The sequence below is a fragment of the Mesorhizobium sp. M0816 genome (assembly GCF_040320005.1).
In the GTDB taxonomy this organism is placed as follows: Bacteria; Pseudomonadota; Alphaproteobacteria; order Rhizobiales; family Rhizobiaceae; genus Mesorhizobium.
This window is the reverse complement of record NZ_JAMYOT010000024.1, coordinates 61,648-78,670: the sequence shown is the minus strand read 5'-3', so window position 1 is coordinate 78,670 and position 17,023 is coordinate 61,648. Positions and strand designations below refer to the sequence as shown.

Below are 17,023 nucleotides of genomic sequence, written 5' to 3'. Positions count from 1 at the left end.
CTTATTTTGCGAGCTGCGGAGGCTTCGCGGTGCCAGGCGGGCAGGGCCGGCCGAAGGAGCTTCATCCTGGCGACTGATCATCAATCAGGCGCTGGCGGTTCGACCACCAGGTGAAATAAACCCGGCCGATCTTGACAACGGGTATGCGGCGGGCGCGTTCGCGGTCGCGCAATTCGCGGTACACCTTCACCTTCAGTGTGCCGCCAGGCATCCTGATACGCACCGCCATCGATTCCGCCACCCCATTGTGCAATGCAGCATCAGAGACCTTCCGCTGCGGAAGAGTCAATGCCTGCCCGCTGACTATTTCTGGGACTAGTCGAGCGGTCTTGAGGTTTGGCGCGCACGGCGGTTCCCGATCCCGCACGGAGGCGTCATTGCTCAGTCGGCATCGTCTGGTGCGCGGGCTATTTCCTGGGCGAGGATTTTCTGGGCGAGGATGGGCGATCGGACACGCCGCTCGGCCACCAGATGACGAAGTAATTGCCGACCTGCCAAACCGGCACCTCGCGATTCTGCTCGCGGCGCCGCAGCTCGTCCCTTTTCTTGATCTTCAAAGTCCCGCCTGGAAGCCTGATTCTTATCGTCACGTGTCCTCCCGTACCCGCTACAGGTACGAACGATAGACGGGAACGGTTTCATCCCGGCTAAGCAATTTCATCCAGGTCGAGCAATTTCGGGCGCGGTAGACGCAGGAACCGGGACCGGAGCGAGATCGCCGGAACTGGCTTCATTTGAAGAAATCCGCAATGCCGTTGATGGCCAGCACCGCATAGACGATCGGTCCGGCGATAAACGCACAATAGAGGCAGAGGATCGCCGCCAGCACCAGCAGCAGCGGCTTGTCGCGACCGACGGCGCGGAGTTCGGACTTCACCGACCAGCGCGCCGCAGCGGTTTGTTCATCATCAGACATGTGCACCATCCCGCGGCCATTTCACACGGCGGGTCGAAAACATCAACCTTCCTTGCTGCCGCAACATCGGCACGGGCTGCTGCCCAATTCTGCTTTGCCGCCACGCATCTGCTTTTTCAACCTCAAAACCTTGCCCGCGAGGGCGGAAAGGACTGCCCATGGACATGACGTTCAGGGGCGCCGCCAGGCGCCTCGATGATATAGACTTGCCGAAACTCGGTGCCCGGATCGGCGTCGGCGAGGACGAGATGCACGCGTTCCTCGATGTTGAAACCAGCGGGCACGGCTTCGACGCCGTTGGCCGGCCGGTCATCCTGTTCGAACCGCACGTCTTTTACCGCAACCTGTCGGGTGCCAAGCGGGCACAAGCGGTAGCCGCCGGCCTCGCTTATCCGAAGTGGGGCGCAAAGCCCTATCCCAGGGATAGCTACCCACGGCTCAGGGCAGCTTGTGCGATCGACGAAACCGCGGCGCTCAAATCCGCTTCGTGGGGGTTGGGTCAGGTCCTCGGCGAGAATTTCAAGGCGGCAGGCTTCCTTACCGTGCAGGCGATGGCCGAGGCAATGATGGCAGACGAGGCGCTGCAGCTCGGCGCGGCGATCGACTTCATCGTCGAGAGCCGGCTCGACGACAATCTGCGCAACCATGACTGGTCGGGATTCGCCAAGGGCTACAACGGCGCCGGCTACCGCAAGAACGCCTACGATACCAGGCTTGCCGAGGCCTATCGCAAATGGAGCCGCATCAAGGACACGCCGTGGCCGTCTGCCGGCCCGGCGTCGTCGGCGGTCGTCCCTGCAGCCCCGCCAGAGCCCGCGAAGCCAATTGCCGTTCCACAACCGACCGCCGCGTCCTCTGCGCCTTCTGTGGCTGCCGCCAGGCCCGGCCTCTGGGCAGCGCTGATCGCCGCCATCCTCAAACTATCAACCATCCTCAAACTGTTTGGAAGGAAATGACATGTGGACCCGGATCAAGAGCTTTTTCCGCGACAGCGAGACAATATTCTGGGCGCGGCTTCAGGCGGCCATCGGCGTCATCGCGACCATCGTTACCTATGTCGACCCGCAGGTTCTTTCGCCGATCATCCCGGGGGAATGGTTCCCCTGGTTTCTTGTCATCAACGGCGTTTTGACCGAGTTCCTGCGCCGCCGCCGCGCGGAGGATTTGTGATGGCCGCACTCCTCGCCATTCTCAGCGCCATCCTCGGCAACAAGGTCGTCATGACGGTATTGGCCGCTGCGGCCGGCGGCATCGGCCTTTATGTTGCCGGCGGCATCAACCGGGCGAAGAAGGAGGCGGTCAAACAGGCCGAGGCAAAAGTCGCGGCCGCCGAAGACCGCCTGGAAATGAGCCGCGAGGCCGCCGCCGAAGAGCGCAAGGCCGCCGGCATGACCGATGCGGCAGCCAGAGCGGAGGCTGGGAAATGGGCAAGGCGCTGATCCTCTGCCTGGTGCTCGCCGGCTGCACGACAACCGCGCCGGCCGGTAATCCGCGCCAGGTCTGGTGCGACCATAACCAGCCGCGCCGGCCATCGGCGGCCGTGGTCGCCGCCATGACCCGGCCCGAGCTCGACGAGATGAATGCCTTCAACGGGCAGGGCGCCAGATGGTGCGGGTGGACGCCATGATGCACGAGTTGCTCGACGTCCTGGGCATCAAGGCGCCGGTGTTGGTCGCCGGCCTGTCCGGCGGCATTTTGCGGGCCTTGTCGCGCCATCGCTACAAGGTCCGCGAAATGGTGGCCTCGCCGATCTGCGGCGCGCTGGCGGCGGCCTATCTGACGCTGCCGGTCGTGCATTATTTCCGCGCCGCCGGCCTGCCCATTCCTTCTCCGGACGACGACACCACGACGCTGGCCGCGGCGTTCCTAATCGGCGTCTCGGCCATGTGGATTTCGGACATCGTCTTCGAAATGATCGTGCGCCGGTTCGGGCCGGTGAAGGAGGAGTAAGCCGCCCAAGCCCGACGAAATAGTGACGTTCAGTTGGAGCCCGCCGCCCCGAAAGGTGCGGCGGGCTTTTTGCATTTTCCCTCGCATTCTGTACGATCTTTCTTTCGCGACAGGGCGGCTCGATCCGGCGCTGCCCGACCAAGATGCGCGTTAGGCATGGGAGATGGTGTCATGCTTGCCAAGGTCCTGACACAAGCGGCAGTCCTGACAGCCGGGGCGCTTCTGTTTGCCGCGACGGCCCACGCCCGGCCGGACAGCCGCGCGATGACGTGCGAACAGACACAGCTTCTGATCCAGAGGCATCGCTCGGTGGTGCTGACCACCGGCCAGAACACCTACGATCGATACGTCCGCCAATTCGGCAATGAATGCGACTGGCCGCAGGTGCCGCGCGCCGCTTATATCAAGACGCGTGACGGTCAATGTCCGGTCTATCGCTGCCAGGATCCGGTCTTCGACCTCCCGGACTGAAAGCAAGGGTTTTTCATCCGACCGCCGATGCAGAATGCGGAAGGCGGTGGCTCATTCCTCGTCGAAAGCACCACCTTCCCGTTGGAGATCGCGCGAAATGACGCGTTCATCGGTGTCGTCCGGCAAGGCCTCGTCGCTTTCCTGGTAAGCGTTATCGTCGTCCTCCTCCGGCAGTTCGCCGCTTTTCTCGACGTCGTAGCGAATATCGCCGTTTTGCGGCACGCCGTCAGGGAGGATTCTCCCGCTCCGGATGGCGTCCCAGTCCTGCTGCTGGATCGTCGGGCTCTCCGTCTCGTCGTCGGTTCGTTCTTTCCTGCGCGGTTTCATCGCGGTTCTCCATAATGTCAGGGGCCCTGAATTGGCTCAGTGGTTGAACTCATAAGTCTGGCGGCCGGTTCCGGGCCGCTGCGGTCCGGGCGCATTGCCGCACGACGGAACCAATCGCGCCTGCCCGCCTTCACATTCAGAAGATACTGGCGCGAAAGGAGCTCGACATGAGACCGCTCATTTTCTTGCCGTATATGCTAGGTGCGCTGCTGCTGGCGGTGCCGGCGGCCGCGCAGCCGGGCGAACAGGCGCAATCCGACCGCTGCAAAGTCGAGCTGCCCGACAAGAACAGCGAGCAGCAGAAGCCGGCCGGCAACAATTTGTCCGATACGCTCGAGCCATGCGGTGGGGTGCTGAAGCCCCCGCCAACGGGCGATCAGGGCATGGCGGCGCCACCGCCGGATGAGGGCAAGACCCCGGTGATCAAGCCCGGCGAGGTGCCGCCACAGCCGCCAAAGCAGTAGCAGCGACGAGCGGCAACTTCGCGCCGCTTGCGCCGGCAGGTTTGTTGCACTCGCTTAGGAACATTAGCTTGTCCTAAATGTTATTTCAGACGCAGTAGATATCACCCCTGCTGCTGATCGGGAAACCGATCGGCCCGCGTCTTGCGACGCGGGCCACCGCAGTTCATTCGCAGTCCATTCGCCGCATCGCGCGGGCACTTCACCGGTGTTCGATTAGCCGCCACTTACGGAACAACAAGGTGGCGTGGGCGTTTGCCTAGAGGGTTCGCCGCTTCGACCGGAATGCCGCGTCGCAATTGTAAGGGCGAGGCCCGTAACAACAGGAGTAGACGATGAAAATCCACCTTGTTCCTGCTGCGGCGGGATTGGCGTTGCTTGCCGGCGTCGGCGTGGCCACCGCGGACCAGGTGATTGTCACGCCCGAACAGCAGACGGTCATCCGCGAATACGTCCACAAGCACCCGCTTGCGTCGATCAGTCTTCTGGGGGTGGAGCTCAATATCGGTTCCACGTTGCCCGATACGGTCGAGCTGCAACCGATCGATGTTCCAGACGTGCGGTACAGATACGTCGTCGTCGGCAATCGCACCGTGCTCGTCGACCCAGGCACCCGCAAGATAGTGCAGGTCATCGAGTGATCGGCGTTGCCAAACCGCGAACCGGGTTTGGAAAGGTCACGGTCTAATAACCAAATCAGAGCTCCATCCCGCGCGATCGGGATGGAGCCGCTGTCGTCTCGAAACAAGGAAAGGAGCCATTCCCATGCTGCCGCATGTCGAGCCGGTCAACGTGGCCGCCGCCGTCGACAAACTGCTTGCTGAACGAGGCGATGGCCTGCTGTCGATGAAGGCGGCGATAGCACTGTTGCGCGAACGCACCGGAACCGAGCGCTCGGACGCCGACCTTGAAGGGCTGATCATCAAGAAGGCGGCGCTCCTTGGCGTCGCTGTCCTGTGTGACAGAGAGGCTCAATGACGGTGTTGCCTGCGCCTCAAGACGCGGGTCGAAATTTCAGCTAGAACAGCGTTGCTTACGCATGAACCGAGCCGACGGAGGTATCAGTGACGGACAGGCAGGAACGGATTCGCCAGCGGGCACACGCGATCTGGGAACAGGCAGGCAGGCCCGATGGGGCGCATCAGCAGCATTGGGATCAGGCTACCACAGAAATCGACACGGAAATCGCCGCGAAAGAGAAGACCGCCAGCCGGCCGAAGCCGAAAGCACGCCAGCCTAAGCCGGCGCCCGTCACCAAGGACGGAAGCAAACCCAAGGCGCGACCACGCAAAGCGTGAACGAGCGGATTTAGGCAGACTTGGATTGAACGCGTCCAAACGGCAGAATTCAGATCCATTATAGGCTACGTTCATGGTATAGGCCCGGCCGCCTTGTCCGGATCGGTCCGGTCACGGCGGAACTGCCCTGCCCAGGCAATGGCAACAGCCATTCCTCGTGCCTGCCAGTGCAGAGCTCATATTCAGGCGCGAGATTCGTCGGCGCCAAGCCCGCCATCCCAATGGCGGGCTACTTACCGCCTTGCACGTGGCGGCAGCAGGGCGGGGCTCACACGAGCACGCGCCTCAGTGTGTTTGACGGCCAGGATCCGGCGAAGCGGACGCTCCGTCTTCCAAGGCGTCCCAGCCCACGGCGGGGCTTCTTTGCATCAGCTGAGGGCACGCAAACTCCGCCAGATCGGTTTCCGCGAAGCCGTCGAACTCGATAGCCGCCCCGTAGAGCTGGGCTGCTTGCATGACGAGCCATTCGATGTCTTCGCGCGCAACATTCTCGGCGAGGTTCTGCAGTCGCGCGGCTTCGGCGACAGCAGTCAGATTGATGGCAATCCCGGACCGCAATGTAGCCCGAACTCGGGAACTGACGTCTTCGTGCAGGCGAACCGAAAATCCGTAGCGCATGGAAAACCTTCCCTTCAGGAGCGGTTTATCCCTCGCTTTCACCATGCGCCCAGAGTCGGCGATTGACAAGCGAAAATCTTGAAAAATCATTTAGTATCAAATAGTTAGTGTATTTTGTCGATTGTGCGGTTGATGCTTGATCCGCTTCATTGGATTTCTGCACGGATCACGCATCTGGAGATCTTGACGTACTCTGCCAACATACCTAACTCTACGAAGAATTAGGAACATGCTAACTCAGCTAGTTTTAGCCTGGTATGACTGGAGGCCGAGATGTCCGAACTGGAACGCCCGGAACGATTGCAGATCATGCTGACCGCCGATGAACTGGCGGCGTTGGAGAACTGGCGCTTCGACAAGCGCATGCCGAGCCGGTCGGCCGCGGTACGGGAACTTTTGAGGCGAGGCCTCACAGCCGATGGTTTCCTGACGGCGGCGCATGGGACCAAGTCGCGCGACTTCGGCATCCTGCCGCATTCTGCAGATGGCGACGGGGCAGTCGACGGAGTGCCCCAGAAGGAATAGCGTCGTTTCCGCGGCGATCGCCCGCTCTGCGACCGTGCTTCGCGACTCTCTTGCTTCGCGATGAGCTGTGAACGTCTGGTCCGCTGATCGCCGCGAAGTAGAAGAGATCCAAAGCTCTGTCTTGCCAGACGCTCCGCAATCAGGGAGTGCTCGATCGGCATAGTGTGGGCTCGGGAATTTGCCGATGACGCTGGAATTGACGGCCGGCGACCAGTCGATGCTGCATGGCGAGCAAGGCTCGGCAGCGGCTGCCGCCATGAAGATCCTGGTCGCTTTCGCGAAGGCGGTCGGCGCGCGCAAATTGCTGGACATTGCCGGTGCCCATATCGACGGCTGCCTTTATCACGGCCAGGCCAGCCTCGATTTCGTCGAAATGCTGATCGAGGGCGGCGGCCGCGTTCGGGTGCCGACGACGCTGAACGTCGGTTCGTTCGACCTCATCCATCCCGGATTGGTGAAGATGCCGGTGTCGCAAGAAACGCCGGCGCGACGCCTGATGAAGGCGCATCTGGAACTCGGCTGCCAGGCGACCTTCACCTGCGCACCCTATCAGACCCGGTTCCGGCCAAGGTTCGGCGAGCAGATCGCCTGGGGTGAGTCCAACGCCATCGTCTTTGCCAATTCGGTGATCGGGGCGCGGACCAACCGCTATGGCGATTTTATCGATTTGTGCTGCGCAATGACCGGGCGCGCGCCGGCATGGGGGCTGCATCTGAGTGAAAATCGACGAGGCCAGGTCCTGTTCGAGCTGACTGACGCTGCTTTCGAGCCAAGCGACGCTCTGTTTGTCGGCGTCGGGCTGATCATCGGGCAAAGGGCTCGCGACCGCATCCCTGTCATATCGGGCCTGCCGCAGCCGCGCGACGAGGACCAATTGAAGGCGCTGGGGGCGGCGGCGGCAACGACGGGTGCCGTGGCGCTGTTTCATGCCGTCGGCATCACGCCGGAGGCGAAGACGCCGGATGAGGCGTTGCACGGCCTGGCGCCGGAGGAAAAAATCCGGATCTCTCGCGCTGACATCCACCATGCGCTGGCCAGGCTGTCGAGCGTCCCCGACGGCGTGCAGCTTGCAGCCGTGTCGTTAGGCACGCCGCATTTCTCCCATGAAGAGTGGATGCGCCTGTTGCCGCTGCTGCGCGAAGTCGGTCCAGGCAAGGGTGTCCCAATCTATGTCAACACAGGGCGCGCGACGCTGACGCGGCTGCAGGACGAAGGCGCACTGGCCGGCATGGAAGCCTTCGGCCTCGTTCCGGTCACCGACACCTGCACCTATGTCACGTCGATCCTCGAGCGTCTCGATGGCGTGGTGATGACCAATTCGGGCAAATGGGCGCATTACGCACCTGGCAATATCGGTGTCTCGGTGGCCTTCGGTGACATGGAAGACTGCGTCCGCTCGGCTGCGGCCGGCCGCGTCGTGCGAGGCGCGCCATGAAGACGCCGGCCAGAACCGGTACATTCCACCTTTCCGGCTCGGCACAAGGCCCAGCGCTGGTGCTTTCGCAGGCGCTCAGCTTCTGGGGCGGGATCGACGTCGAAACGGGCGACATCATCGACCATTCGCATCCGGACCTGGGCGGCAATATCGCCGGCAAGATCCTGGTGATGCCGAGCGGGCGAGGGTCGTCGTCCTCGTCTTCGGTTCTAGCCGAAGCGATCCGCAGAGGCACGGCGCCGGCCGGCATTATCCTGGAGCGGCCGGACCCGATCCTTGCCGTCGGCGCCATCGTTGCCGAATTCCTCTACGAAATCAGCATGCCGCTGGTTGTCTGCGACATGTCAGGCATTGTCTCCGGCGACCGGATCGCAATCGGTCTGGGCGAAGATGCGCAAGCGATGGTGAGCAAGCTCTAGCCGGCCATCAGTCCCGCCGCGCCCCGCCGCCAGTAGGCTGCCGCCAGTGTTTCGTTGCGGCCGAGCGCCAGCGTGCCGCGCCAGTGTTCGCGCACCGTCGTGGCGGCTGCCGCTTCGGCCGCGAACCAGCCGAATGCCGAACCGGTCGGCCATGCGAGCAACCTTACCCACAGGAGCGAAATGGCATGGTCGGCAGTGATAGCGGGCGCGGGCACATGCGCTGGTTTCGATCGGGCAGCATGACGGTTATGCTGCCGATGGCGTGTCTGTCCTTGCGCCGTCTTGCGGGTTCAAGGCACTGGCCGCCGAGACGGTCGTCGCCGGCGGCGGAGACGAAGGCGCTGTTCGTATTGGGCGGCGCATCTATGATCGGCTTCGGCCCTTCTTTCAGATCTCCGGGATGCTTTCCCTGAAGATCACTTGCAGCCGTGGCTGGTGCAGTTCGTAAGGCAAGCCCCTGACCGCATGGGTCAAGGTGTTGAGCGCTTCGCGGGCTTCGACGCGCGGGTTCTGGTCGATGACCGCGTCGAGCGTGCCGTCGAGCAAGAGCTCCTTGGTGCCCTCCGTTACCTCATGGCCGAGAAAGACCGTTGACAGTGCACGCCCGCGTTCCCTTAGCGCGCGGGCGATGCCGGTGTTGCCGGCGCCGACATTGTAGATGGCGGCTAGGTCCGGGTGCCGGTCCAGCAGGGCGGAGGCCTCCGAATAGGCCTTCTCCCGGTCGTCGAGCATCTCGCGCATCTCGACGATCTGCAGATTGGGCGATTCTTCCGCCAGTATGTGGCGGAAGCCCATCTCGCGCTCCTCGTGGCCGCGGTAGGAGAGCGAACCGGCGAACAGCGCGACCTTGCCCGGACGCCCGGCACCCATGAAGCGGTTGAGAAGGTAGCCGGCGAGCCGGCCGGCGGCGCGGTTGTCGATGCCGATATAGGCAACCCGCGGCACATGCAGGATGTCGGAAGCGATGGTGACGACCCTGACGCCGCTGGCCGAAAGCGAGCGGATCGCCTCGCGGACCGTCGGATGGTCGAGCGCGATCACACCGACGCCTTGCGTCTGCCCGTGCAGTTCCTGCAGCAGACGCGCAAGCCGGTCCGGATTGAAGCCTTCGATGGTAGCGACGCGGACGTCGAGGTCCGGCCGCGCCTGCGCCTGCGCCTCGATCTGGCGGTGCAGCATCTTGATGAAGGAATTGGTGCCGGCGGGCAGGGCGAAATCCAGCCGTATGACCTCGCCAGTAACCGCGTTGCGCTGGTTCGGATTGTTCGAATTTTCAGCGATATAGCCAAGCCGCTGTGCCGTTTCGAGCACGACCTCGCGGGTGCGCGCCCGAACCCCGGCGCGGTTGTTGAGCACACGGTCGACCGTGGCGGCCGAAACGCCGGCCTCCCGGGCTATGTCTGTCAGGGTGGACCGCACTGTCGATCACCTCATTCCAAAACGCGCCAGGGGCGCATCGAGATCACGCATTTCATGGGTCCACCGTCGGAGAGCGGCTTCATCGCCGTCCGCGATTCTGATGGGAAATGATGTAACCGGCCTTGGCCGATGCGCAAGCCGCCGCGCTACACCAAAATGCCCAAGCAGACCAAAGCGGGGAGGTGGGCAGCCGGGCTCCCTCAAATTCAAGCACCGGCTTCAGTATGAGAGCCTTTACAAACGCCATTCGTCCCCTCCCATGAGATGTTATGAGGTGTATTGATTATTTATGATGTTGACAGCCTTCGTATAGTGCCGTCAATATCCATCATAAGGGCCGTGGAGGAACAAGGCCCTGAGGGAGGAGTTCCAATGTCGAATTTGATCCGCGTGTCGCGGCGCCGTTTGCTGGCGTCCGGTGGAAAGGCGGCAGTCCTTGTTGCCGCCGCAGGTATTGCACCGAAATTCATTCGCCCAAGCCGTGCCTATGCGGCCGATGCCCTGGCGCCCGGCATGATCGGTGGCCCGACGGGCTTCGACGGCTCGGAGCGCTACCAGTATGGCGCCGACACGCCCGAGGGCCGCGCCATCGAGGCGGCCAAGGCGATGAAGGGCGCCGGCAAGGCGCCGGCCAAGATCGTACTTGGCCTGTCCGACGGCTCGATCGGCCAGTTGACCCAGCCGTTTCCGGCCGGCGCGCCGTCGATCAAGGATCTCTGGGAGAAGGAAACCGGCATTCCGTTGGAAATCGTCGGTGTGCCAAACGGCCAGGAATTCACCAAGACGATGCAGGACATCTCCACCAAGGGTGGGGCATATGACATCTACGCGGTCGAATGGAACCGCCTTGGCGACCTCGCCGAAACCGGCGGCATCCTCAAGCTCGACGACTTCGTCGCGCAATACAAGCCGGAATGGGACGATCCCGAGCGCGGCTATGTCGACGGCGCCAAGGGCGTCTCGCTGCTCAACCAGTATCGCGGCTCGACCTACGGCGTGTCGCTGGATGGCGACTTCCAGACATGGGTCTACCGTACCGATCTGTTCGGCGACGCAAACGAGAAGAAGGCCTTCTCCGACAAATACGGCTATGAACTGGCGGCGCCGAAGACCTGGAAGCAGCATGACGAGATCGCGGCCTTCTTCCAGCGCCCGGACAAGGGCCTGTTCGGCTCGACCGATCTGCGCAACCAGGGCTGGGGCTACACCAACTGGTATCAGCGTTATGTCTCAATGGCTTCGCCCAATCAGTTCTTGTTCGACGATACCGGCAAGCCGCTGATCAATTCTGAGCAAGGTATCGCGGCGACCAGCGAGTACATCGCTTCGCTTTCGCACCATTCGCCGGACGCGATCTCCTGGGGCTGGCCGGAGCAGTACGGCAATTTCGCCAAGGGCGGTGCGGCCATGACCTGCGCCTTCTCCAATCTGCCGAAATTCCTCGACAATGCCGGCAACAAGGATTCAGCTGTCACCGGCAAGATCGGCTCGATGCTGCCGCCCGGCCGCGAAATCGACGGCAAGCTGGTCAGCCGGTCGGTGCTGTGGCTCAATCTGTCGGCGTCGGTGTCCTCGCAAGCCAAGAATCCGGAGGCCTGCTACCTGTTCCTGCAGTGGCTGGGCTCAAGCCGCATCTACGCCTGGATGACTGCCAATCCGGGCGGCTACTTCGATCCGTTCCGGCTATCGGATTTCTCGGATCCGCTGGTTCGCCAGACCTATCACGCCTACCACATGGACGTGGTGCGAGAGACGGTCGCCCGCACCGTGCCCACCATCAACTATCCCGGCGCCACCGCCTTCCACAACGCGCTGGACGAGAACCTCGTCGCCGCGCTGACCAAGGCCAAGACAGCCGAGCAGGCGATGGCCGACACCGAGGCCGAGTGGAAGAAGATTGCCCGCCGCACCGGCGAGGAGAAGCTTCTCGAAGCCATCAAGACCAACAAGGAGGCCTGGCCGACCGTCCTCGATCCGATCGCCTGATCGTCGCAGGATCTTACCAAGAAGGGGAGGAGCGGTCGCTCTTCCCCTCGGCAACGAAGGACCCAGCAAAGCCGCAAGATGAAGCGTTCAGTTCCTTTCGAGATATTCCGCTATGCCGCGATCCTTGCGGCGATGGCGGTGACGCTGGTGCCGATCCTGTGGATGGTGTCGATGGCGTTCAAGCCGATCGCCGAATGGTCGGCGACCGGCGCCGACCTGACCTGGTGGCCGAAGAACCCGACACTCAGCAATTTCCGCTTCGTCTTCGGTGAATCGACCAACAATCTGATCGTCGCGCTCGACCGCACAGCTTTGAAGCCGATCCTGTCATCGCTGCTGTCGGCCACATTCGGCACGGCAATCGCCATGTCGGCGGGCACCGCGGCGGCCTACGGTCTGTCGCGCTTCGGCTCGGGCCAGAACCTGCCGCTGGCGCTGATTCAGCTTCGCCTGTTTCCGCCAATGGCGGTCATGACCCCGGTGATGATCATGTGGGCCTTCCTCAATTTCACCGACAGCTGGTGGGGGCTGTCGTTGATCTACGGCATCGTCACGCTGCCTTTCGCCTTCTGGCTGATGAAGACCTTCTTCGACGACATGCCGCGCGAGATCGAGGAAGCGGCGCTGGTCGAGGGCTGCTCGCGGTGGCGCGTCTTCACCCGCATCACGCTGCCGATGATGCGCGCGCCGCTGGCCAGTGCTGCGCTGTTCGTCTTCATCCTCAACTGGTCGGACTATCTGATTGCATTGCTTCTGACGACGCGCGAATGGGTGACGGTCCCCGTCTACATGGCCTCGCTGTCCTCATCGATGACCGGACAGCTCTACGGCGCCAAGGCAGCCCTCGGCCTGATAGCGGCAGTGCCGCCTGTCATCATGGGCATCGCCATCCAGCGCCATCTGGTGCGCGGACTGACCTTCGGGGCGCTCAAGCAATGAGCGCGGTGACTGCGACGATTTCGGAGGGCGACATGCAAGCCTCCAAAGCGGCGTCGGTGCTGCCGGACGAGGGCGCAAAGCTCGGCTTCCGGCTGACGCTGCCGGCGCAGATCCTGGTGCTGTTCATCGCCGTCTTCCCGCTCCTGATGCAGCTCTACATCAGCCTGACCGACTGGTCGCCGCTGTCGGGCACCGGCTGGTGGAACGCCTGGTCGATGTGGAACAGTTTCGCCAACTACACCGACCTTGCCGCCGATGCGCGCTTCTGGAGTGCGCTGAAGCGCACGGCCATCGTCATGATCGTCTGCGTGCCGGCGGAGTTCCTGCTCGGCTTGGCGCTCGCGACACTGTTTGCCGACGAGTTCCCCGGCAAGCGGATCTTCTACTCGATCCTCTTGATGCCGATGATGGTGGTGCCGGCGGTAGCCGGCTACATGTTCTTCATGCTGTTTCAGTCAGGCGGCCCGGTCAACGACATCCTGTCGGCGATCTCAGGCTTTCCCGTCACCATCGCCTGGCTGTCGGACCCGACGCTGGCGCTCATCGCCGTCATGGTCGCCGACATCTGGCAGTGGACGCCGCTGATGTTCCTGATCCTGCTTGCCGGCCTGGTCGGCGTGCCCGACGACCAGATCAAGGCGGCGACGCTGCTCGGCGCCAACCCGTGGCAGCGCTTCGTCACCATCGTGCTGCCGAAGATGAAGACGATCATCATCATCGCGCTGGCGATCAGGGTGATCGAGAACTTCAAGATATTCGACACGCTTTACATCATGACCGGCGGCGGTCCCGGCGTCGCTACCGAAACCATCTCAGTCTACATCTACAAGCTCACCACCCAGGACCTGATCTGGGGCTATGTGGCGGCAATCGCGCTGGCCATATTGATCGTGCTGTCCATCGCTGCGGTGTTTGCCATGAAACGCATGGCCCGGGTACGCGAGGTGGCGGCATGAGCACCATCCACCTGCAGAACCTGGTCAAGAAATTCGGCGACTTCACCGCGCTGAAGACGATGGACCTGGCCATTGCTGACGGCGAGTTCATGGCGCTGCTCGGGCCGTCCGGCTGCGGCAAGTCGACGACGATGAACATGATCGCCGGCATGGAAGGGCCGACCAGCGGCAAGATCCTGTTTGGCGAGCGCGACATGGCCGGCGTGCCGATGGGGCGGCGCGGCGTCGGCTTCGTCTTCCAGAACTATGCGATCTTCACTCATATGAGCGTGCGGCAGAACCTCGCCTACGGGCCGAAAATGCGCGGCGCACCAAAGGCCGAGATCGGCCGCCGTGTCGACGCCATTGCCGAGATGCTGCAACTGACGCCGCTGCTCGACCGCAAGGCGGACAGACTGTCGGTCAACATATTGCAGCGGGTGGCGATCGGCCGTTCGGCGATCATGGAGCCGGCGATCTTCCTGCTCGACGAGCCGCTTTCCAATGTCGACGCCGCCTTCCGGGCAGTGATGCGGACCGAACTGAAGCAGTTGCAGCGGCAGTTCCGGCAGACCATGGTCTACGTCACCCACGATCAGCTCGAAGCAATGACCATGGCCGACCGCATCGCGGTGATGGACCACGGCGTGCTGCAGCAGGTCGGCACGCCGCTCGAGGTCTACAACAACCCGGCCAATGTCTTCGTCGCCCGCTTCATCGGCGCGCCGGGCATGAACCTGCTCAAGGGCAGGCCGGCGGAAAGCGACCGAGGTCTGGTCATCGATCTCGGCCCGCTCGGCGTGACACCGCCGCTGCCGGTCGAGATCGCCGATGCCGTACCCAGGATGCGCGGCGAGGTGTTTTATGGCTTTCGACCGGAGCAGGTGACGCTGGCTGAAGGTGGCCGTGGCCTGTCCATGCCGGTGAGTTTCGTCGAGCGGATCGGCGCGCGCACCATCATCCACCTTGGCGACGGCGAGACTGCGGTGAAGGCGGTGTTCGACAATGATGTCGGGCTGGCGATCGGGCAGACAGCTGTCGTCGCGCCTGCGGCGGAGGCGGTGCGCGTCTTCGACGCCGCCTCCGGTCTTGCATTGAGAGCAGGTTGAGATGGCCGATATCGTTTTCCGTAATGTGACAAAACGCTATGGCGGCACGCTTGCCGTCGACGATGCGTCGTTCGCGGTGAACGACAACGAGTTCTTCTGCTTCTTCGGGCCGCCGCTGTCGGGCAAGTCGACGATACTCCGTCTGGTGCTCGGGCTGGAAACCCCGGACGCGGGCGAGATCCTGATCGGCGGAAAGCCGGTCAACACAGTGTCGCCGGCCGACCGCAACGTCGCCATGGTGTTCCAGAATTTGGCGCTGTTTCCGCATATGAGCGCGCGCGACAACATCCGCTTTCCGCTGGTCGAACGCCGGGTCGCCGAAGCCGAGATCGAAAAGCGCGTCGCCGATGTCGCGGCCAAGCTGCATATCGGCCATATCCTGCACAAGCCGCCGGCACAGCTTTCCGGAGGTGAGCGGCAGCGCGTGGCGATTGCCCGCGCGCTGGTGCGGGATCCCGCCGCCTATCTGATGGACGACCCGATTTCGGCGCTCGACGCCCGGCTGCGCGAGGAGACGCGGGTCGAGCTCAAGCGCATCCAGCGCGAGCTCGGCAAGACGCTGATCTATGTCACGCACGACCAGGAAGAAGCGATGTCGGTCGCCGACCGAATGGCCATTCTGGAGAACGGCAAGATCAGGCAGATCGGCGCGCCGGCCGAGATCTATGACCGGCCGGCCAGCACCTATGTGGCGCGGCTGCTCGGGTCGCCGATGATGAATATATTGAAGTCGGTGCACGGCGCGGAAGGCGTGGAGGCGGCGGAAGGCACGATCCGCGTCGCGGACAAGGCTGCGCCGGCCGATGCCGTCGAGATCGGGCTCAGGCCGGAAGACATCAAGGTCAGGTCTTGGTCGGGTGGAATGCCGGAGGGGGGCGCGGGCCGCCCGGCGCGAGTGTTCGAGGTCGAGCCGCTCGGCGGCTACACCGTTGTGACGCTCGCCGCCGGAAAGACGCGTCTGCGGGCGCTGTTACGCGGCCAGCCGGACATCAGGCCGGACGCGATGGTAGTGATATCCTGCGAGCCGGGCAGGGTGCATTATTTCGGACAGAGCGGGGGAGCCTTGGCACGATGACGGCGGCTGCAAGGAACGAGCTTCGGGAGGAACATATGGCAAGCCAAGAAATGGTGGGCAACGGCTTCGAGCCGGACGTTAAAGTCCGCACCAGGGAATACAGGATCGGCTGCGTCGGCGCCGGCATGATCATGGCCGAATGTCACCTTGCCGCCTACAAGGAAGCCGGTTTCCCGGTGGTGGCGATTGCCTCGCGGACCAAGGCCAGCGCCGAGAAAGTCGCCAAACGCTGGGATATCCCAACCGTCCACGACACGCCGGAACAGCTCATCGAGGACAAGAACGTCGAGATGATCGACCTTGCCTTTCCGCCGGACAAGCAGCCGGCACTGATCCGTCATGCTCTGAAGCAGGCACATATCAAGGCGATCCTGGCGCAGAAGCCATTGGCGCTGTCCCTTGAAGAGGCCGTCAAACTTCGCGACGAGGCGGCCAAGGCAGGCAAGATCCTCTCGGTCAACCAGAACATGCGTTACGACCAGTCGATGCGCGTCTTGAAGCAGATCATCGACAGCGGCGCGCTCGGCGACATCGTTTTCGCCCAGATCGACATGCATGCGATCCCGCACTGGCAGAGCTTCCTCGAGGACTATGACCGGCTGACGCTCGCCAATATGAGCGTCCACCATCTCGACGTATTGCGCTTCCTGTTCGGCGATCCCTTGGAGATCACCACCCTGACCCGCAAGGATCCGCGCACCCGCTTCGATCATTCGGACGGCATCACCGTGTCGACGATAAAGTTCCCGTCGGGCGTGCTCGCCGTATCGCTTGAGGATGTCTGGTCCGGTCCGCGCCAGGAGGGCTACAAGGACGACCAGCACATCAACTGGCGCGTCGACGGCACCAAGGGCGTCGCCAAGGGCACCATCGGCTGGCCGACAGGTTCTGCCTCGACGCTGACCTATGCCTCGACCGAGACCACCGGTGGTGAATGGGTGACGCCCAGCTGGGACACGATGTGGTTCCCGCATGCCTTCATCGGCGTCATGGAGCAGCTCCAGCACGCGGTCAAGACGGGCGAGCCGCCGGCGCTGTCCGTCGCCGACAACGTCAAGACCATGGCGCTGGTCGAAGCCGGCTACCGCTCCATCGACAAGGGCCGGACCGTCAAGCTTTCCGAAATCTCGATCAACTGAA

Annotated in this window: 26 protein-coding genes; 19 read left to right on the top strand and 7 right to left on the bottom strand. The window is 63.0% G+C overall.

Features of this window, described 5'->3' with window-relative positions:
- Positions 1-61: 61 nt before the first annotated feature.
- The 3 genes from NKI17_RS28140 to NKI17_RS28130 all read right to left on the bottom strand — a co-directional run bounded on the left by NKI17_RS28140 (position 62) and on the right by NKI17_RS28130 (position 916).
- The gene (locus NKI17_RS28140) at positions 62-229 is read right to left on the bottom strand and encodes a hypothetical protein (RefSeq protein WP_352484420.1); all 168 of its coding nucleotides are present in this window, start codon (positions 227-229) and stop codon (positions 62-64) included.
- A gap of 178 nt (positions 230-407) precedes the next feature.
- Positions 408-557, bottom strand: a complete 150-nt coding sequence (locus tag NKI17_RS28135; RefSeq protein WP_352458143.1) for a hypothetical protein — start codon at positions 555-557, stop codon at positions 408-410.
- A 173-nt stretch (positions 558-730) separates the two neighbouring features.
- Positions 731-916, bottom strand: a complete 186-nt coding sequence (locus tag NKI17_RS28130; RefSeq protein ID WP_352571264.1) for a hypothetical protein — start codon at positions 914-916, stop codon at positions 731-733.
- Positions 917-1,074: 158 nt separating this feature from the next.
- On the opposite strand from NKI17_RS28130, the gene NKI17_RS28125 reads away from it, so the two are divergent.
- The 6 genes from NKI17_RS28125 to NKI17_RS28100 all read left to right on the top strand — a co-directional run bounded on the left by NKI17_RS28125 (position 1,075) and on the right by NKI17_RS28100 (position 3,337).
- Positions 1,075-1,872 (top strand): N-acetylmuramidase family protein, encoded by a 798-nt coding sequence (locus NKI17_RS28125; RefSeq protein WP_352907082.1) that lies wholly within the window; start codon positions 1,075-1,077, stop codon positions 1,870-1,872.
- 1 nt (position 1,873) lies between these two features.
- Positions 1,874-2,086, top strand: a complete 213-nt coding sequence (locus tag NKI17_RS28120; RefSeq protein ID WP_352503639.1) for a hypothetical protein — start codon at positions 1,874-1,876, stop codon at positions 2,084-2,086.
- Complete coding sequence (locus tag NKI17_RS28115; protein WP_023675760.1) at positions 2,086-2,355, top strand: hypothetical protein; 270 nt, start codon at positions 2,086-2,088, stop codon at positions 2,353-2,355. Before NKI17_RS28120 ends, NKI17_RS28115 begins: the two co-directional genes overlap by 1 nt.
- The gene (locus NKI17_RS28110) at positions 2,340-2,543 is read left to right on the top strand and encodes a hypothetical protein (RefSeq protein ID WP_023675761.1); all 204 of its coding nucleotides are present in this window, start codon (positions 2,340-2,342) and stop codon (positions 2,541-2,543) included. The genes NKI17_RS28115 and NKI17_RS28110 overlap by 16 nt, the downstream gene beginning before the upstream one ends.
- The gene (locus NKI17_RS28105) at positions 2,543-2,866 is read left to right on the top strand and encodes a hypothetical protein (protein WP_023675762.1); all 324 of its coding nucleotides are present in this window, start codon (positions 2,543-2,545) and stop codon (positions 2,864-2,866) included. Before NKI17_RS28110 ends, NKI17_RS28105 begins: the two co-directional genes overlap by 1 nt.
- Before the next feature lie 171 nt (positions 2,867-3,037).
- Complete coding sequence (locus NKI17_RS28100; RefSeq protein ID WP_023675763.1) at positions 3,038-3,337, top strand: hypothetical protein; 300 nt, start codon at positions 3,038-3,040, stop codon at positions 3,335-3,337.
- Between the two features lie 51 nt (positions 3,338-3,388).
- Here the strand turns inward: NKI17_RS28100 and NKI17_RS28095 are convergent, their stop codons facing one another.
- Positions 3,389-3,664, bottom strand: a complete 276-nt coding sequence (locus NKI17_RS28095) for a hypothetical protein (RefSeq protein WP_352907081.1) — start codon at positions 3,662-3,664, stop codon at positions 3,389-3,391.
- Positions 3,665-3,831: 167 nt separating this feature from the next.
- Here NKI17_RS28095 and NKI17_RS28090 point away from each other — a divergent pair, with 167 nt between their 5' ends.
- From NKI17_RS28090 to NKI17_RS28075, 4 genes are all read left to right on the top strand, one after another.
- Positions 3,832-4,128: a hypothetical protein gene (locus NKI17_RS28090; protein WP_023675765.1), complete on the top strand. Its 297-nt coding sequence runs from the start codon at positions 3,832-3,834 to the stop codon at positions 4,126-4,128.
- 332 nt (positions 4,129-4,460) lie between these two features.
- On the top strand, positions 4,461-4,766 hold the full coding sequence (locus NKI17_RS28085) for a DUF1236 domain-containing protein (RefSeq protein ID WP_023675766.1): 306 nt from the start codon (positions 4,461-4,463) through the stop codon (positions 4,764-4,766).
- Positions 4,767-4,890: 124 nt separating this feature from the next.
- A complete protein-coding gene (locus NKI17_RS28080; RefSeq protein ID WP_352594171.1) occupies positions 4,891-5,103 on the top strand; it encodes a hypothetical protein in 213 nt (70 codons plus the stop codon).
- Between the two features lie 86 nt (positions 5,104-5,189).
- Positions 5,190-5,423, top strand: a complete 234-nt coding sequence (locus NKI17_RS28075) for a DUF2934 domain-containing protein (RefSeq protein ID WP_352594170.1) — start codon at positions 5,190-5,192, stop codon at positions 5,421-5,423.
- A 285-nt stretch (positions 5,424-5,708) separates the two neighbouring features.
- Here NKI17_RS28075 and NKI17_RS28070 read toward each other — a convergent pair whose 3' ends face one another.
- Positions 5,709-6,041 (bottom strand): hypothetical protein, encoded by a 333-nt coding sequence (locus tag NKI17_RS28070; RefSeq protein ID WP_023675769.1) that lies wholly within the window; start codon positions 6,039-6,041, stop codon positions 5,709-5,711.
- 273 nt (positions 6,042-6,314) lie between these two features.
- On the opposite strand from NKI17_RS28070, the gene NKI17_RS28065 reads away from it, so the two are divergent.
- The 3 genes from NKI17_RS28065 to NKI17_RS28055 all read left to right on the top strand — a co-directional run bounded on the left by NKI17_RS28065 (position 6,315) and on the right by NKI17_RS28055 (position 8,420).
- A complete protein-coding gene (locus tag NKI17_RS28065) occupies positions 6,315-6,566 on the top strand; it encodes a hypothetical protein (RefSeq protein ID WP_023675770.1) in 252 nt (83 codons plus the stop codon).
- 184 nt (positions 6,567-6,750) lie between these two features.
- A complete protein-coding gene (locus NKI17_RS28060; protein WP_352571255.1) occupies positions 6,751-8,001 on the top strand; it encodes an aconitase X in 1,251 nt (416 codons plus the stop codon).
- Positions 7,998-8,420: an aconitase X swivel domain-containing protein gene (locus tag NKI17_RS28055; protein ID WP_023675772.1), complete on the top strand. Its 423-nt coding sequence runs from the start codon at positions 7,998-8,000 to the stop codon at positions 8,418-8,420. Before NKI17_RS28060 ends, NKI17_RS28055 begins: the two co-directional genes overlap by 4 nt.
- Here the strand turns inward: NKI17_RS28055 and NKI17_RS28050 are convergent.
- Both NKI17_RS28050 and NKI17_RS28045 read right to left on the bottom strand, forming a co-directional pair.
- Complete coding sequence (locus tag NKI17_RS28050) at positions 8,417-8,635, bottom strand: SIP domain-containing protein (RefSeq protein ID WP_352458312.1); 219 nt, start codon at positions 8,633-8,635, stop codon at positions 8,417-8,419. The two genes, NKI17_RS28055 and NKI17_RS28050, sit on opposite strands and share 4 nt — an antisense overlap.
- A gap of 172 nt (positions 8,636-8,807) precedes the next feature.
- Entirely contained in the window at positions 8,808-9,839 is a 1,032-nt protein-coding gene (locus NKI17_RS28045) for a LacI family DNA-binding transcriptional regulator (protein WP_352571254.1), read from the bottom strand.
- Between the two features lie 372 nt (positions 9,840-10,211).
- Here NKI17_RS28045 and NKI17_RS28040 point away from each other — a divergent pair, with 372 nt between their 5' ends.
- The 6 genes from NKI17_RS28040 (at position 10,212) to NKI17_RS28015 (ending at position 17,022) form a co-directional block, all read left to right on the top strand.
- On the top strand, positions 10,212-11,825 hold the full coding sequence (locus NKI17_RS28040) for an extracellular solute-binding protein (protein ID WP_352458310.1): 1,614 nt from the start codon (positions 10,212-10,214) through the stop codon (positions 11,823-11,825).
- Positions 11,826-11,903: 78 nt separating this feature from the next.
- Positions 11,904-12,764 carry a carbohydrate ABC transporter permease gene (locus NKI17_RS28035; protein ID WP_254820511.1) on the top strand — a complete coding sequence of 287 codons (861 nt, stop codon included), beginning with the start codon at positions 11,904-11,906 and terminating at the stop codon, positions 12,762-12,764.
- The gene (locus tag NKI17_RS28030; protein ID WP_352458309.1) at positions 12,761-13,720 is read left to right on the top strand and encodes a carbohydrate ABC transporter permease; all 960 of its coding nucleotides are present in this window, start codon (positions 12,761-12,763) and stop codon (positions 13,718-13,720) included. The genes NKI17_RS28035 and NKI17_RS28030 overlap by 4 nt, the downstream gene beginning before the upstream one ends.
- Positions 13,717-14,808 carry an ABC transporter ATP-binding protein gene (locus tag NKI17_RS28025; protein ID WP_352465290.1) on the top strand — a complete coding sequence of 364 codons (1,092 nt, stop codon included), beginning with the start codon at positions 13,717-13,719 and terminating at the stop codon, positions 14,806-14,808. The genes NKI17_RS28030 and NKI17_RS28025 overlap by 4 nt, the downstream gene beginning before the upstream one ends.
- 1 nt (position 14,809) lies before the next feature.
- A complete protein-coding gene (locus NKI17_RS28020; RefSeq protein WP_352571252.1) occupies positions 14,810-15,883 on the top strand; it encodes an ABC transporter ATP-binding protein in 1,074 nt (357 codons plus the stop codon).
- Positions 15,884-15,933: 50 nt separating this feature from the next.
- A complete protein-coding gene (locus NKI17_RS28015; protein ID WP_352907085.1) occupies positions 15,934-17,022 on the top strand; it encodes a Gfo/Idh/MocA family protein in 1,089 nt (362 codons plus the stop codon).
- Position 17,023: the final 1 nt, after the last annotated feature.

Coding starts and splice junctions, on each gene's coding strand:
- NKI17_RS28140 (WP_352484420.1), bottom strand. CDS start 229: ATGGCGGTGCGTATCAGGATGCCTGGCGGCACACTGAAGGTGAAGGTG.
- NKI17_RS28130 (WP_352571264.1), bottom strand. CDS start 916: ATGTCTGATGATGAACAAACCGCTGCGGCGCGCTGGTCGGTGAAGTCC.
- NKI17_RS28125 (WP_352907082.1), top strand. CDS start 1,075: ATGGACATGACGTTCAGGGGCGCCGCCAGGCGCCTCGATGATATAGAC.
- NKI17_RS28120 (WP_352503639.1), top strand. CDS start 1,874: ATGTGGACCCGGATCAAGAGCTTTTTCCGCGACAGCGAGACAATATTC.
- NKI17_RS28115 (WP_023675760.1), top strand. CDS start 2,086: ATGGCCGCACTCCTCGCCATTCTCAGCGCCATCCTCGGCAACAAGGTC.
- NKI17_RS28110 (WP_023675761.1), top strand. CDS start 2,340: ATGGGCAAGGCGCTGATCCTCTGCCTGGTGCTCGCCGGCTGCACGACA.
- NKI17_RS28105 (WP_023675762.1), top strand. CDS start 2,543: ATGCACGAGTTGCTCGACGTCCTGGGCATCAAGGCGCCGGTGTTGGTC.
- NKI17_RS28100 (WP_023675763.1), top strand. CDS start 3,038: ATGCTTGCCAAGGTCCTGACACAAGCGGCAGTCCTGACAGCCGGGGCG.
- NKI17_RS28095 (WP_352907081.1), bottom strand. CDS start 3,664: ATGAAACCGCGCAGGAAAGAACGAACCGACGACGAGACGGAGAGCCCG.
- NKI17_RS28090 (WP_023675765.1), top strand. CDS start 3,832: ATGAGACCGCTCATTTTCTTGCCGTATATGCTAGGTGCGCTGCTGCTG.
- NKI17_RS28085 (WP_023675766.1), top strand. CDS start 4,461: ATGAAAATCCACCTTGTTCCTGCTGCGGCGGGATTGGCGTTGCTTGCC.
- NKI17_RS28080 (WP_352594171.1), top strand. CDS start 4,891: ATGCTGCCGCATGTCGAGCCGGTCAACGTGGCCGCCGCCGTCGACAAA.
- NKI17_RS28070 (WP_023675769.1), bottom strand. CDS start 6,041: ATGCGCTACGGATTTTCGGTTCGCCTGCACGAAGACGTCAGTTCCCGA.
- NKI17_RS28065 (WP_023675770.1), top strand. CDS start 6,315: ATGTCCGAACTGGAACGCCCGGAACGATTGCAGATCATGCTGACCGCC.
- NKI17_RS28060 (WP_352571255.1), top strand. CDS start 6,751: ATGACGCTGGAATTGACGGCCGGCGACCAGTCGATGCTGCATGGCGAG.
- NKI17_RS28055 (WP_023675772.1), top strand. CDS start 7,998: ATGAAGACGCCGGCCAGAACCGGTACATTCCACCTTTCCGGCTCGGCA.
- NKI17_RS28040 (WP_352458310.1), top strand. CDS start 10,212: ATGTCGAATTTGATCCGCGTGTCGCGGCGCCGTTTGCTGGCGTCCGGT.
- NKI17_RS28035 (WP_254820511.1), top strand. CDS start 11,904: ATGAAGCGTTCAGTTCCTTTCGAGATATTCCGCTATGCCGCGATCCTT.
- NKI17_RS28030 (WP_352458309.1), top strand. CDS start 12,761: ATGAGCGCGGTGACTGCGACGATTTCGGAGGGCGACATGCAAGCCTCC.
- NKI17_RS28025 (WP_352465290.1), top strand. CDS start 13,717: ATGAGCACCATCCACCTGCAGAACCTGGTCAAGAAATTCGGCGACTTC.
- NKI17_RS28020 (WP_352571252.1), top strand. CDS start 14,810: ATGGCCGATATCGTTTTCCGTAATGTGACAAAACGCTATGGCGGCACG.
- NKI17_RS28015 (WP_352907085.1), top strand. CDS start 15,934: ATGGTGGGCAACGGCTTCGAGCCGGACGTTAAAGTCCGCACCAGGGAA.